Below are 14,685 nucleotides of genomic sequence, written 5' to 3' on the forward strand. Positions count from 1 at the left end.
CGTCAACGACGTAACTCCGTTCGATCGGCGTTCGACAGTGTGATTCGATGTTTCGTCGAATTCGAATCGAATTCGATGCCGAGGGCTGCTCCAACCGTGCGCGACCACGCGAAACCGGGCCGGACGTTCGGCCGGATGGTGCAGTGCCGCGCATTGGCCCCCTGCGCCCGAGCCCGCGACGGGACCAAAATCGAGGAGTGATCACGTTCCACGTCGTGGCCTCGGCGACAGCCCGCGTGCTCGTGGCCGATCCGGGCCGGTGGCCGTGCCGCGAGAACCCGGCCGCGACGCCGGTCGGTACGCCGCTCACGTGAGCGGGCGTCACCCCCAACTCATCAGCAGCTCCGACGACGTGGCTGCCCGCGGTCGACGTCGACAGGAGTAATCCCATGCAACGGCAAGCGTTGAACGGACAGGCACCCGGGGAGGCACTGCGGCTCGCGGACGGACGGGAGGTGCGGATGACACCGGTGACGCCGGCCGACCGGGAGGAACTGGCCGACGCGCTGCGACACGCGGACGTGGACACGCTGTTCCAGCGGTTCTGCGGCGCGGCGCCGCCGGTGACGCCCGCGCTGCTCACCCACCTCACCGACCTGGACCACGTGCGCCGCTGCGCGATAGCGGCCCGTGACGCCACCGGCCGCGGTGTGGCGATCGCCCGTTACGAGGCGGTACCCGAGCCCGGCGCGGCCGAGGTCGCGGTGGTGGTCGCCCCGGCGTGGCGGCACGTCGGCCTGGCCACCGCGATGGTCGGCCGGCTGGCGTCCCTCGCGCTGGCCAACGGGTTCGACCGGTTCACCGCGACGCACCTGGCGGGCCACCGGGCCGTCGCCCGGATGCTGCGCTCGGCGGGCGCGGTGCGGATCGGCACCGGCTCCACGGTGGAGTGGTCGGTACGGCTGTGCCCGCAGCCCGGTGGACGGCATCACCGCATTGCGCAATTGAATGCGCGGACACACGTGGAACAATAATGACGCCACTCGCCCGATACAGGGAGGTCGCTCGCAGTGCCCCGACCAGCCGCACGAGACACCGAGGGACGCCGACCGAGACCGATCAGCACGATACTCCCCGAACTGCGGCGCGGACGCGGCCTGACCCAGTACGCCCTGGCAGCGGAGCTGCACGCGGTGTCCGGCAACGTCAGCATCACCCGGGAGGAGGTGTCCCGCTGGGAACGCGGAAAACGCATTCCCGGACCGTATTGGCGGGCCTGGCTGGGACGCGTTCTCGGCACGTCCCAACAGGAGTTGGAACAGGCTGCGGCAATTGCCAGGAGCACCCGCAGGCGCCATTGACACCCGATTCCACGATTACCGGTTTCACCACCGCTCACGAATAGCCGCGACTCGGCCGGCCGAGCACGACCGCGACGGTCCTGCTCGACGCGGCGGGAGTCGCCTAAGCTCGCGGGTGAAGTGATCACACCGGGGGGCGGATCGCCGATGGAGTCCGAACTGTGGTTCTCGCTGCGCGAGGCACAGGCCATGGAGCACACCGACACCAGGACGGCGCTGCTGGAGGACGTCGTCCGCCGGGCCGAGCGCGCCGACGTGCCGCGGGCGACGTACCTGTCCCGCAGGCTCCTCGCCGACGCGTACCGCGTGGACGGGCGGTGGGAGCAGGTCTACCGGCTCTTCGAGGACTGCCGGGACGAGTACGACCGGCGGCCGGCGCGGTTCGAGCCGGACGACGAGGCCGACCTGCTGCACTGGTACGCCTGGCTGGTCGAGTGCATGGTCGACTTCCCCGACTACGGCGTGGACGACATCCGCGAGGCGCAGCACGCCGTGGAGCACCGGTTCACCAAGGCCGGGCTGGACTGGCACGAGGTCTACTCCAGCAGGCGCGGTGTGGCCGCGCACTTCGGCGACTGGGTCGCCGCGGACCAGGCCTACCTCCAGTGGATGGCCACCGCGCCGACCGACCAGGACGACCGGTGGCTGCACGTGACCGGCATCGACCACTTCCTGGCGCGCGGTGACGAGGAGTCGCTGGCCAAAGCGCACGCCCTCGCCGCGCCGATGCTCGCCGACCCGACCGTGTCCGACGAGCCGCTGGTGCTCGCACGGTGCCTGATGCTGCTGCCGTTGGCGCGGGCGGGCGCGTGGGACGAGGCGGCGCTGGCGTACCGGCGGCTGCTGCGCGGCATGGCGGGCGAGTTCCACTCGTTGGAGCACCACGGTCTGGTGATCGAGTTCTGCGCGCTGACCGGCAACGCGGCGGCGGGCGTCGACTGGCTCGCGTCGATGCGCGGGTTCGAGACCCGCCGGCGCCCGTTCGCCACCATGGAGTACGCCACGGCGGTGGCGGTGCTCGCCGACGCGCAGGTCCGCGCGGGCCGTGGGGACACCGTCCTCGACCTCGGTACCGACGACCCGAACTCGGTGCCGTTCCGCGTCCTGGCGGGGCGGATGCGGCGGCTCGCGCTGGACCTGGCCGACCGGTTCGACCGGCGCAACGGCCACTCGGCGCAGGGCGACCGGGTCCGCGCCCGGCTCGCCGCCGTGCCGCTGGCCGAGTTCCTCCCGCTGAACCCGACCAGCCGCCCGCCGCTGCCCACCCTGCCGCCGGGCCTGTCGGACGAGGCCCTGCTCGACCGCGCGCACTGGCACGACCTGCGGTCCGAGCAGGACGAGGCACGCGCGTGCCTGACGGTGTTGTCGGACGACTTACCCGAGCACCTGAACGCGCGGCTGGTCGAGCTGCGGGCGAAGTTCTTCCAGAGCCCGGACACCGAGCCGGCGTTGCGCCGGGCCGCCGAGGTGCACCGCCGGTACGGGGACGAACGGCGCGCGCTGCTCAACCAGTGCTGGCTCGGGCTGTGGATCGCGCACGACGGCCGGATCGGGGAGGGCGTGGCGACGACCGCGGACGCCGTCGCCGGGTTACGCGCTCTGGGTGACGACAGCGACTGCGCGTGGGGCGAGCACTGGCTGGCGTACGTGCTGGTGGGTCGGGGTCGGCGCCCGGAGGCCGTTGGGGCGCTGTGGCGCGGCAAGCAGCACGCGGAGGCGGCGGGCGACCTGCTCGCGTTGGGGACGCTGCTCCTCCTGGAGGGCGTCATCCAGCCCTCGACCGCCACCGCCACGGCCGCGCTGGAGACGTTGATCGCGGCGGGTGTTCCGGAGAAGGCGTTGGAGGCCTTGGAGCAGCTGCGCAGCCTGGACGCGCACGAACCGGTGGTCGACCGCCTGCTGGCCCGCCCACCCCGTGACGTGCCCCGGTTGCTCGGACAACTGCGGTACCTGCGGGCGTGCGCGCTGATCGACGCCGGCCGGGTCGCGGACGCGGTCGACGACCTGAACGAGGCGATCGGCCAGGCGGCGCTGCGCGGCGGTGACACGGTCGAGCAGTGGTACCAGCTGGTGCACGCCGATCACGCCGCCGGGCGGCACGAGGACGCCGTCGACGCGGGCCTGCGCGCCGCGAACTGGCTGGACCAGCTGCGCGACACCGAGGACGCGGGCTGGGCGGACTGGGCCGACCAGGCCAGGTACCTGGTGGCCGACAGCTACCGCCGGCTGGGCGACGTGAAGGCGGCGCTGCGCGAGTACCGCAGGCTGGCCGACGGGCAGGGCGCCCTGTCCGCCACGGCGTTCGTCGCCGGCACCGCGCTGCTGGAGGAGCTGGGCGTCAGCGAGTGGCCGACCTAGCCCGCCACTGCGCCACGACGTGCTCCACGTCGAACGGCATCAGGTTCAACGGCGGCCCGGACATCGGCTTCCGGATCGCCTCTTCGATCCTGGCGTTGATCTCGGCCAGGATCGACCGCACCTCAGCCTCACTCGACGCCCGCCCGGCGGCTTCCCGCGCCGCGGCCGCCTCCTTGCGCAGCAACAACGTCGGCGGCAACGCGGTGCCCTCTTCGCGGCGCAGCTTCTCCTTCACCCACCACAACTCGTCGTGCGGCGCGTGCAACCCGCTCAACGGCTTGCCCGCACCGGACAGATCCTCGAACTCGCCGCGGTCCTGAGCCTCCCGGATCTGCCGCTCGATCCAGGTCTCGAACCCGACGCCGGCCGGTTTGCGCTCGGTCATCGCCACCACCCCGCTTCCGAGATTACCGGGCACACGGCCGATCACGGCTGACACCGACAGGCAGGTCCGCCATCTCGCCGTTGGTGAACTCGCGGTCCAGCAGGCCGCACAACCGTGTCACGACCTCTGCCGGGTCCAGCGGGAACGAACGCAGTTCACGGATCAACCGCCCGTCACCCCAATCGGACGCAGCGAGGTAGTGCAAGCCGGTATCGCTCACGTGGTAATACCCGCTCAGCACGCCGAAGTGGTCGATCTCGCCGACCAACCGGTCCGCGTGCCACAACTGGATACCCGCCGGCACCCGCACGAGCAGCGTGTCGCCGTGGAAGCCGATCGGCTCGACCACTCCATCCGAGAACTCCCACAACCGCGAGTGCCGCTCGACGTCCCAGACCTCCACGCCGGCAGCGGCCGGCACTGCCACGCGCGTGCCGGTCGCGTCGAACGCGATCCCACCCGTACTTTCGGCGGGTGTCACCACCAGATTGGCGATCACCCGCCTGCCCTGCACGTCCCACACCTTCAAGCCGCCGGGGTTCTTCACGGCGACCTGTCCGGGGTGGCCGGGCCGCGGGTGGACCTCCACCACTTCACCGGCCACCACCCGAACAGCTCGGGTAGGCGTGGCACCGTCGAGACTCCGCACGGTCAGATCGCCGGCGTGCAGCACGGCCACCTCCCGGTCGGACAGCACGGCGAGCGACAGCTTCCCGTCGGGCAACTCGATGGTGCGTTCGAGGCGCATGTCGGGCACCGAGTGCACGCGCAGCTGCCCCGGTGATGCGACCACGAGCCAGCGGCTGTCCGGGGTGAACCGGACCCACGAGGCGTCCGGGTCGGCCGCAGTCCGCCGTATCCCGTTGCCGGACACCAACCTCAGCTCCCCACTGGTCGCCTCCGCCCATGAGCCGCCGTCCGGGGCCACCGCACAGAACGCCACCAGGACCTCCCCCACCCGGCTGCGGACCGTGTAGGTCGAACCCGTGGCCCAGTGCAGGTAGGTGTGCGTGTCCGTGTCTCCATCCTCCGACGTGAGCGGGATGAAGTGCCCGCTGATATCGGTGAACGGCGGGAATCCGTGGTCCACGCACGTCTTGAGGGGCCGGGAGTAGGACCTCTCCTCGCCAGTGGCGACGACGTGTACCCGGTAGCCCCCAGGCGTGCACTCGGCGACCGCTTCACCGTGCCCGAGGAGCCTGGTCGGCGTCCCGTAGTCCCGACGCCGACCGGTCGACACGTCGAGCGCCACCACACCGGCGGGTCCAAGGCGCTCCTCGTACGCTACGACGGTCCGCCGATCCGATGTGAGCACCGCGTCGTCGACCGGCAAGTGCTTGTCGAGAACCATCGCGGCGGTGGCGACGTCCCAGGCCAACACGTGGTCGTGCGCGGACTCCGCCTCGACCGTCGCGGTGAGGGTGCGCCCCTCGGCGTCGAAGCGCGCGGTGATGTCACCGGCGATCCTCGCGCTCCACCGCTCGGTTCTGTCCGGGATGTGCCACAGGGTCAGCGCGGCACCTGCGGCCACCGCGAGTGCGGTCCCGTCCGGGCTGACCGCGTGCGCGCGGACCGCTCCGACCGGGAACTCCCACCGCCGCTCGTGGTCCCACACCTCCATGCGTTGCGTGTCCTCCGACCGCACGGCGATCACGCCGCCGTCCCGACTGGTTGCGTACGAACCCGACCCGAGCGGCAGGAGGCGGTCGGCGGAACCCCGGTCCTGTTGCTGTGCGACGAGCGCGCGCCGGGCGTCGGGGTTGCCGGGCTCCTCCCGCCACGCGGCGAGCGCGAGTTGCAGCGCCGACTCCGGTCGGGAGTCCCGCAGCCTCAACGACTGCTGCGCCAGTTGGCTCGCGTTGCTCTCCCGCAACTGCGCCTCGGTCCGCACCCACAACCCGGCCGCCACCAGCGCGACGACCGTGACCAGTGCCGTGACGCCGCGCCACGTCCACACCTCCCGCCGCTGCCGCGCCTCGCTCCGCGCGATGAAGTCCTGCTCCCCCGCCGACAGCTCCCGCTTCGACCGCCACACCAAAGCCCGTGCCAGCGCGACACCGCCGAGCAGGCTCTTGCGGTCCCGGCCGGCGTCCTCCCACTGCGCCCGCCGCTGGCCCAGCTCCGCACGCCACGCCACGAACTCGCGGTCCGCCGCCAGCCACGAGCGCAACCTCTCCCACCGGTCCACCAAGGCCTGGTGCGCCAACTCCACGACACCGTCGTTGACCACCACCAACCTGGTGGCCACCAACGTCTCCAACACCTCCGGATCATCCACTTCGGACACGTCGAGGCGTTTGCGGACGAACCCACCGGCACCGTCGGGACCCGCCAGGCGGGTCAGCACGTCCTTCGCCCTGGTCTCCGGCAACCACAGCGTGCGGTCGGCGTAGTCGGTCAACGCGCCCGACACGCCACCGATCCCGTCGTACGCCTGGTGCGTCAGCCAACCCCCGGTACGCCGACGCCACAGCTCGGTCAACGCGAACTCCACCAACGGCAGACGACCGGGTTCCCGGCCCGCGTCCGCGATGATCCGCTCGACCAGGCCGTCCTCGAAATCGACACCACCCACCACCGCCACCGGCTCGGTGATCGCCGCACGCATCCCGTCCGCGTCCAACGGCCCCACGAACATCACCGCGTGATCCAGGGCGCGGGCCGTCGAGGCGGTCAGGAGCCGGTCCAACGAGTCCGACCGCATGGTCAACACCACCCGCGACCGAGCCCCGGCCAGCCGGTCGAGCACGGCGCGCGCCAGGTCCGGGTCCTCGTCCACCACCTCCTCGAACTGGTCCACGAACAACAGCGCACGCCGGTCACGCGGCAACTCGGGCAGGCTGGAACCCAGCCGAGCCACCGAGATGTGCACGCCGTCGCGCCGCAACACCGGCAACAGCCCCGCCCGCACCAACGACGACTTGCCGCTCCCCGACGGCCCCACCACCAGCACCAACGACCGGTCCGCGACGTGATCCAGAAGACGCGCGACATCGGCCTCCCGCCCGTGGAAGAACGGCTCGTCCTCCTCCTCGAACGCCGCCAACCCGCGAAACGGCTCCGGGAGGTCGTCCCACTCCCCCAACGCCGCCGACGGCACGACGAACGCGGTGCCGTCGCCCGCCCTCGCCACCAGCATGCCGACCACGCCCGCCCGGTCCTCGTCCCACACCGGCGCACCGCTGAAACCGGACCGGACCCCCTCCACCTCGGCCTGCAACCACCCGGTCCCCTGCTTGGCCCGCAGCACGCCGGACAACCACCGGCCGTCCTCGAAGCCGGCCGGGAACCCGCACACCCGGATCCGGTGACCCCAGACGTTCTCGGCGGAACTCAGCGGCACGTGTTTCGCGCCCGGCGGGGGTTGCAGGCTCAGCACGGCCACGTCACCGGTGCCATCGGCACCGATCGGCTGCCACGACACCACCGACGCCGGCACCGGATCACCGCCCAGCAACGGGAAGTCCACCGTCAACGCGTCCGAAGGCGGCACAGCGGCACGGGCGTCGTCCGCGATCACATGGGCGCACGTGACGGCCGAGGTCGGGCCGACCAGGAACCCGGCGCCCACGACGACGCCCGAGGCGTTCCGGACCCGGATCAACGCGGGCCCGATCCGATCACCGACAGTCACGAATGATCACTGTAACGGCACGACGTCAGTGGGCGAGTCGAGCCGCCTTCTCCATCAGGTACCGCTGCTCGGGCGTGCTCGTCGTGCGCGCGGCAGCCGCCCGGTAGTGCGCCACGGCGCGCGGCACGTCACCGGCCATCTCGTGCAGGTGTCCGCGCACGGCGTCCAGCCGGTAGTGGCCGGGCAGCCGCGCGTCCAGGGCGTCGATGAGCTTCAGCCCTTCGGCGGGCCCGTGCACCATGGCCACCGCGATCGCCGCCTGCAGCTGGTACTCGCCGATCGCGCCGCGCTCCACCGCCGCCATGATCAGCTCGACGCCCTCCACGATCAGCGCCTTGTCCCACAACGACCGGTCCTGCTCGGCCAGCGGGATGAGCGCGCCGTTCGGGCCGGTGCGGGCGGGCCTGCGCGCGTCGGTGAGCAGCATCAGCGCCAGCAGGCCCGCCACCTCGGCGTCGGACGGCAGCCGGGCGTGCACGGCCCTGGTCAGCCGGATCGCCTCGCCGGACAGCTCGGTGCGGTGCAGCGACCCGCCGACGCTGCTGGTGTAGCCCTCGTTGAAGATCAGGTACAGCACGTGCAGCACGGACCGCAGCCGGGCCGCGAACTCGTCCGGGCCGGGCATGGCGAAGTCCGCGCCGCGCGGGTTGTCCGGCACACCGTCGACCGGCCAGTGCCGCGCCGCCGCCAGCAGCGCCTCCTGCACGGCGTCCTCGGCCAGCGCGAAGTCGCCGAACCGGCGTGCGACCACGCCGAGGACCTGCGGCGCGCACTCGCGCAGCAGGTCCTCGACGACGTGGCTCACAGGTCGGCGCCCACGGGGTGGGAATCACAGGTCGCAGGGGTGGTCTCGCGGTTGTGCCCGGCGAACAGGGCACAACCGCGAGGTCCGGTCAGGACAGCGCGCAGGTCGGCACGGGCACCCAACCGGCCGCGTCACCGGTGCCGGTGAAGCCGACCTTGGTCGACGCCGCCGGCTGGATGGCGCCGTTCCAGGACGTGTTGGACACCGTCACCGACGTGCCGCTCTGGGTGAAGGTGCCGTTCCAACCCTGGGTGATGGACATGCCTGCGCGGAGGCTGAACCCGACGCTCCAGGCCCGGGTCGCCGTGCCGCCGCCGTTGCGGATGGTGATCTCCACCTGGAACCCGCCCGGCCACTGGTTGACGACCTTGATCTCGACGTCGCACGACCCGCTCGGAGGCGTGGTCGTGGTCGTCGTGGTGGTCGTAGTAGTAGTAGTAGTAGTAGTGGTTGAGGTGGTGGTCGTGGTCGACGTGGGCGTGGTGCCGTTGAGCGCGGACACCACGGCCGGGAACCACTTGTCCGCGATCTTGCGATCACCGGACGAGTTCGGGTGCACACCGTCGTAGGTGTCGCTCCCGGTGGAGAACCCGCTCCACTGGTCGACCACGGTGACCGGCGACTGCGCGGTGGACTTGCCCGCCGCCCAGCCGGGGATGGCCGCGTTCAGGTCGACCACCCGCTGGGGGCACTCCGCGCAGGCGCTCGCCGCCATCGGGATGATCTTGGCGACGATCACCTTCATGTTCGCGTTGTTCGCGCGCATCTGGTCGACCAACTTGCCGTACGCCGCCAGGATGGTCGCGGTGGACCGGGCGCTCCACACGTCGTTGGTGCCGAAGTGCATGATCACCACGTTCGGGTTGGTGGCGCCGAGCCACCCCACCAACTGGTTCTGGTCGGCCACGTTGGTGACCAGCACGCCGCCGTGGCCCTCGTTCTCGCCGTCGTAGGGGAACCCGCAGCCGTCACCGGCCCGGGTGCCCACGAAGTCGATGTCGGTGTGCCCGGCGCCGCGCAGGTCGCGGTCCAGCAGGGCCCGCCAGCAGCCCGGCGAGCCGGTGATCGAATCGCCCAGCGCCATGATCCGGGTCGGCGCGGCGGCCTCGACCGCCTGACCCGGCGCGGCCACCAGCAGGCCGACCAACGTGGCCAGCGCGGCCAAGAGTGCGGCTACAGCGGATTTTCTCGTCATCGCCGACTCTCCTGGACCGCGGTGCAGCTTGCGCCGTTGAGGGTGAAGGCCGTGGGCGCCGGGTTGGTGCCGTTCCACGACCCGATGAAGCCGAAGTTGACCGAGCCGTTCACCGGGATGTTGCCGGTGTAGGACACGTTGGTCGCGCTCAGCGTCGAGCCCGACTGGGTCGTGGTGGCGCCCCAGGACTGGCTGACGGTCTGGCCGTTGGCCCACGCCCAGCGCAGCGTCCAGCCGTTCACCGCGGCCGTGCCGGTGTTGGCGATCTTCACGTCGCCCTGGAAGCCGCCCTGCCACTGGCTGGTGACCTTGTAGGTGATCGCGCAGCCCGCGGGACCGCCGCCACCGGACTGGGTGGTCACGTTGACCGTGCCGGAACGGGCGGAGCGGTTGCCCGCCGCGTCCCGCGCGTAGACGGCGAAGGTGTAGGTGGTGTTGGCCGACAGGCCGGTGATGGTCGCGGTGGTCGTGGCAGAGCTGCCCGCCGCGGTCTCCGCGGTGCCGCTGATCCGCACCACGTCGTAGCCGCTGACGCCGACGTTGTCGGTGGACGCGGTCCAGGACAGGGTCGCGCCGGTGGACGTGACGCCGGACGCCGACGGGGTGCCGGGCGCGGACGGCGGCGTGGTGTCCGTCGGGTTGCCGCCACCGCCGTAGACGCTGGCCTCACGCGAGGTCGCCTTGATGCCGTTCGCGCCGTTGAACGCGCGCTGGCCCCAGGAGGAGAGGTTGGCCGCGTTGAAGCCCACCGCCAGGTCCAGGTACTCCACGCCGCCGCCGTTGCCCGACCACGACCAGGCCAGGTAGCCCAGGCCCAGTTGCTGCGTGGTGGCGAAGATCGTGTCCTCGTCGGGGTTGCCGTCGGAGTGGTCGTGGCCGAATTCGCCGACCACGATCGGCAGCTTCGCCGTGACGAACCGGTTCAGGTAATCGTTGATCTCGGCCGCCGTGTCGAACACGCCGTACATGTGGATGGAGAACACGGTGTTCTTCTGCGGGTCGGCGGCGAACACCGAGGCCGCGTTGTCGCGCATGGTGAAAGCCCAGTCCTGGCCCCAGTTCGGCGCGTCGACCATGAGGGTGTGCTGGAAACCGGCCGTGCGCAGGCGGGTGATGGCGTCCTTGGTCGCCTGCGTCCACCCGGCGTAGCCGGTGTTGCCCCACGGTTCGTTGCCGATGTTGAGGATGGCGTACTTCTCCTGGCCGGCCATGGCGCTCTGGACGCTGATCCAGTAGTCCACCGCGCGGGCGAGGCTGACGGCCCCGCTCTGCTCCTGGTAGCCGGTGGTGTCGTGCACCTCCAGCACGCAGATGAGCTTGTTGGTCTTGCACTGGTTGATGACGTTGGTGACGTCGGCGGCGTCGTTGCGGGTCCACCGGTCGCCGCTGGACAGCACCACGCGGACCGTGTTGGCGCCCAAGGCTTTGATGTCCTTGAGCGACTGCGTGGTGCGGTCGACGTACCAGGTGTGCGCGTGGTTGACGCCGCGCATCACGAAGTCGTTGCCGTTGGCGTCCAGGAGTCGCCCGTTGCTGACGGTGAACCCGGCCGCGGCTTGCGCCGGCACCACCGTCAGCAGTGACAGGACCAAGGCGGCGATGGCGGCGCCTACCAAGGCGAATCGCTTGCGCATGGATGTACCTCGCGTTGTTGTCGACGTTGACGTAGCGAGCGCAGGGCAGCGCACCTGCCGTGGCAGGCATTCACACTCAAACACTTAACCGCTTAAGTGTCAACGGCGTGATCAGGGCGTGAAAACACTGCTCGCCGGGGCCGGCGGCGTACCGCGGCGACACGTCTGGGACCGCTCCCAGAAGCGCCTCGGGCACAGTCTGCCCCGCCACACCGCTCCCGGTCGACCCCCGGCCGCGGAAGCCGGCGGATCAGGCCGGGGCTTGGCCGGTGCTCGAACGCGGGACGAGTTCGGGGTCCGAGGTCTTCACCTGTTCGGCGGGCGCGCCGCCGATGACGTCCAGCAGCAGGCGCACGGCGGCGGCGCCGCGTTCGGCGATCGGACGGCGCACGGCGGACAGCGCGGGCCGGACCAACCGGCACAGCGCGGAGTCGTCCCACGCGACCAACGACAGCTGGTCCGGCACGGACAGGCCCAACTCGTGGGCCACGCCCAAGGCGGACACGGCCATCACGTCGTTGTCGAACACCAGGGCCGTCGGCGGGGTGCCGCCCGTCAGGACCCGGCGGGTCACGCGCGCGGCGGCCTCGTCGGAGTAGTCGGCGTGCACGACCCGGGCCTCGGTCAGGCCGAGCCGGGCGGCGGCCGTGGTGAAGGCGCGCGATCTCGTCTGCGTGTGCACGAACTTCGTCGGCCCGGCGACCCGGACGATGCGCCGGTGCCCCAACGCAACGAGGTACTCCAGCACCTCTTCGACGGCCATCTCGTCGTCGGTCCACACGCACGGCAGGTCCGGCACGACCGGCTCGCCCAGCACCACCGCGGGCAGCCGCAGTTCCCGCACGAGTTCCACCCGCGGGTCGTTCTGGACCAGGTCGACCAGCAGCACGCCGTCCACCCGCCGCTCGCCCCACCACCGCCGGTACGCCGCCAACTCGGCCGCCGAGTTGTCCGTGACCTGGAGCAGCAACGACATCGGCCCGCCCGCCAGAGCGCCCTGTATGCCGGAGATCAGCTGCATGAAGTACGGCTCGACGCCGATCACCCTGGCCGGCCGGTCCACCACCAACCCGATCGCGTTCGCGCGGCCGTCGCTGAGCGAACGGGCGGCGCTGCTGGGCACCCAGCCGAGGCGGTCGGCGATGTCCATGATCCGGCGGCGGGTCGGTTCCGAGACGCCCGGCCGGTTGTTGAGCGCGTACGACACCGCGCCGGTGGACACGCCCGCGGCCTTGGCGATGTCCGAGATCGTCGGACGCTTGGCTACCACCCGCGCCTCCTCGGTCGGTGATCATCAAGTCTAGACCGCTGTTCCGGCCGTCATGCCCGGTAGGGTAATTAAGCGCTTAACGGAATTAAGTGAAAGGGGACCACCGTGCCCTGGTTCGACCTCTCCGAACAGGAACTGGCCCAGTACCGGACGAGCACCGCCGAGCCGGACAACCTCGACATGTGGTGGAAGTCGCGGCTGGAGGAGGCCCACGCCGCCGCGCTCCCGCCGGTGCTGACGCCGTACGGGACCGACGCCTACGGACCGCTCTCGGTCTGGGACGTCGAGTTCTCCGGGTACGGCGGCGACCGGGTGCGCGGGTGGTACATCCGCCCGGCCGGTTCCGGCGTGGAGTCGCTGCCGACCGTCGTCTGCTACATCGGCTACGGCGGCGGGCGCGGGTTCCCGTCGGAGCACGCGTTGCTGCCGGCCGCCGGGTACGCGGTGTTCGTGATGGACACCCGCGGCCAGGGCGGGCGCTGGGCCGTCGGCGCCACCCCGGATTCCGGGCACACCGGCCCCGAGTACCCCGGCGTGATGACGCGCGGCATCGCCACCCCCGAGACGTACTACGTGACGCGGCTGATGGTGGACGCGGCCCGTGCCGTGGAGGTGGCCGCCTCGCTGGACGGGGTGGACGAGACCAGGATCGCGGTGTCCGGCGGCAGCCAGGGCGGCGGGCTGGCGCTGGCCGCCGCCGCGCTGAACGGCGAAGCCGTGAAGGTGTGCCACTCGGACGTGCCCTTCCTGTGCGACTTCCAGCGGGCCGTCACGATCACCGGCTCGGACCCGTACGCGGAGATCTCCGCGTTCCTGTCGCAGCACGTCGACCTGATCCCCGCCGCGCTCGACACCCTGCGGTACGTGGACGGCGCGTTGCTGGCCAAGCGGATCACCGCGACCTCGCTGCTGAGCGTGGGTCTGATGGACGAGGTGTGCCCGCCGTCCACGGTGTACGCGGCGTACAACGAGATCACCGCGCCGAAGGAGATCGCGGTGTACCCGTTCAGCGGTCACGCCGTGCCGAGGGCGCACGACGAGCGCAGGCTCCGGCACCTGCGCGAACACCTCTGACCCCGGAAGCACGCTCCCTCTCGATCGGGTGAATTCCCGTGCATTCCCCCCGGATCGACCTATTCTCGATGACGGGCGTTTCGCGGCGGGTGAGCCGCAGCGCCCGTGATTCGGGGGGATCGCGTCTCGTTCACCATTGGTCCTCCCGGAGTGAACACTATTTCCTGGGGGAAACGTGAATCGAATCCGACCAATGGTCGCCGTCCTCGTCGCCGCGGCGTGCGCGTTCGCGGCGCCGGGGGCCGCGTCGGCGGACCAGCGCACGTCGGTGGCCGCCGCCTCCGCACGCGCCAACGGCACCGCCGTCTTCGACGCCGACGGCGTGCGCATCCGGGAGACGCCGCGGCTCAACGGCCACGTCAACGGCTACGGCAACAACGGCCAGGGTGCCGACGTGTGGTGCGCCCGCGACGGCGACGTCGTCAACGGGGTGGCCACCTGGTACCGGCTGACCAACCGGGAGACGGGGGTCACCGGGTGGGTGCACTACGACCTGCTCCGCGAGGTGTTCTGGACGAACCCCACCGGCGGGTGCGGATCGCGCGAGGGGGGAACGGCATGATTCGCAAGATGATGTCCGCCGGGTTCGCCTGCGCGGCACTGGGGTTGGTTCTCGTGGCGCCGAATGCCACCGCCGCGCCGGACGGGCGATCCGCGTCGCCGGCGGCGGGAATCGCGGCGGGAATCGCGGTGGATAACATCGCGGTGGAGAACTGGGTCACCGATTTCAAAGAACCGGGCGTGCGCATCCGCACCAGGCCGCGGCTCGACGCCACCGTGGTGGGGCTGGGCAACCCGGGTGACCGGGCAGGCGTCATCCAAGCGGTGGAAGGGGACGCGGTGACGTGCCCGGACGGCAGCCGCACCACCGAGTGGCGGGAGCTGGCCAACTCGCGCACGGGCGTGACCGGCTTCGTCAGCATCTGTTACGTCTACTGACCCGGCGGTGCTCGTCGCGCCCGACCCGGCGGTCTCCGGGGTGGGCGAACCGCGAGGGGGCCACCGCCATAGCCCCCTCGCGGCCTCCCG

General features: G+C 71.3%; 12 protein-coding genes. 6 read left to right on the forward strand and 6 right to left on the reverse strand.

The window, feature by feature from the left end; genetic code table 11:
- Positions 1 to 389 precede the first annotated feature (389 nt).
- The 3 genes from FM051_RS15020 to FM051_RS15030 all read left to right on the forward strand — a co-directional run bounded on the left by FM051_RS15020 (position 390) and on the right by FM051_RS15030 (position 3,659).
- Positions 390 to 974 (forward strand): GNAT family N-acetyltransferase, encoded by a 585-nt coding sequence (locus tag FM051_RS15020; RefSeq protein WP_158843576.1) that lies wholly within the window; start codon positions 390 to 392, stop codon positions 972 to 974.
- A gap of 36 nt (positions 975 to 1,010) precedes the next feature.
- A complete protein-coding gene (locus tag FM051_RS15025) occupies positions 1,011 to 1,301 on the forward strand; it encodes a helix-turn-helix domain-containing protein (protein ID WP_158843577.1) in 291 nt (96 codons plus the stop codon).
- 147 nt (positions 1,302 to 1,448) lie between these two features.
- Entirely contained in the window at positions 1,449 to 3,659 is a 2,211-nt protein-coding gene (locus FM051_RS15030; RefSeq protein ID WP_158843578.1) for a hypothetical protein, read from the forward strand.
- Here FM051_RS15030 and FM051_RS15035 read toward each other — a convergent pair.
- The 6 genes from FM051_RS15035 to FM051_RS15060 all read right to left on the reverse strand — a co-directional run bounded on the left by FM051_RS15035 (position 3,640) and on the right by FM051_RS15060 (position 12,582).
- Positions 3,640 to 4,044, reverse strand: a complete 405-nt coding sequence (locus tag FM051_RS15035; RefSeq protein WP_158843579.1) for a DnaJ family domain-containing protein — start codon at positions 4,042 to 4,044, stop codon at positions 3,640 to 3,642. The genes FM051_RS15030 and FM051_RS15035 overlap by 20 nt on opposite strands.
- 22 nt (positions 4,045 to 4,066) lie before the next feature.
- Positions 4,067 to 7,678 carry a serine protease gene (locus FM051_RS15040; protein WP_158843580.1) on the reverse strand — a complete coding sequence of 1,204 codons (3,612 nt, stop codon included), beginning with the start codon at positions 7,676 to 7,678 and terminating at the stop codon, positions 4,067 to 4,069.
- Positions 7,679 to 7,703: 25 nt separating this feature from the next.
- Positions 7,704 to 8,483, reverse strand: coding sequence for an RNA polymerase sigma factor (locus tag FM051_RS15045; protein ID WP_158843581.1), 780 nt, complete (start codon positions 8,481 to 8,483; stop codon positions 7,704 to 7,706).
- An 88-nt stretch (positions 8,484 to 8,571) separates the two neighbouring features.
- Positions 8,572 to 9,678: a cellulose binding domain-containing protein gene (locus FM051_RS15050; RefSeq protein ID WP_158843582.1), complete on the reverse strand. Its 1,107-nt coding sequence runs from the start codon at positions 9,676 to 9,678 to the stop codon at positions 8,572 to 8,574.
- On the reverse strand, positions 9,675 to 11,312 hold the full coding sequence (locus tag FM051_RS53145) for a cellulase family glycosylhydrolase (protein WP_158843583.1): 1,638 nt from the start codon (positions 11,310 to 11,312) through the stop codon (positions 9,675 to 9,677). Before FM051_RS53145 ends, FM051_RS15050 begins: the two co-directional genes overlap by 4 nt.
- A gap of 250 nt (positions 11,313 to 11,562) precedes the next feature.
- The gene (locus tag FM051_RS15060) at positions 11,563 to 12,582 is read right to left on the reverse strand and encodes a LacI family DNA-binding transcriptional regulator (RefSeq protein ID WP_158843584.1); all 1,020 of its coding nucleotides are present in this window, start codon (positions 12,580 to 12,582) and stop codon (positions 11,563 to 11,565) included.
- Between the two features lie 105 nt (positions 12,583 to 12,687).
- Between FM051_RS15060 and FM051_RS15065 the strand changes: the two genes are divergently transcribed.
- The 3 genes from FM051_RS15065 to FM051_RS15075 all read left to right on the forward strand — a co-directional run bounded on the left by FM051_RS15065 (position 12,688) and on the right by FM051_RS15075 (position 14,595).
- Positions 12,688 to 13,656, forward strand: a complete 969-nt coding sequence (locus FM051_RS15065; protein ID WP_158843585.1) for an acetylxylan esterase — start codon at positions 12,688 to 12,690, stop codon at positions 13,654 to 13,656.
- Between the two features lie 193 nt (positions 13,657 to 13,849).
- Complete coding sequence (locus FM051_RS15070; RefSeq protein WP_158843586.1) at positions 13,850 to 14,218, forward strand: hypothetical protein; 369 nt, start codon at positions 13,850 to 13,852, stop codon at positions 14,216 to 14,218.
- Complete coding sequence (locus tag FM051_RS15075) at positions 14,215 to 14,595, forward strand: hypothetical protein (RefSeq protein WP_158843587.1); 381 nt, start codon at positions 14,215 to 14,217, stop codon at positions 14,593 to 14,595. The genes FM051_RS15070 and FM051_RS15075 overlap by 4 nt, the downstream gene beginning before the upstream one ends.
- The last annotated feature ends 90 nt before the right edge of the window (positions 14,596 to 14,685 follow it).

The sequence above is a fragment of the Saccharothrix deserti genome (assembly GCF_009769385.1).
GTDB classification, from domain to species: domain Bacteria; phylum Actinomycetota; class Actinomycetes; order Mycobacteriales; family Pseudonocardiaceae; genus Actinosynnema; species Actinosynnema deserti.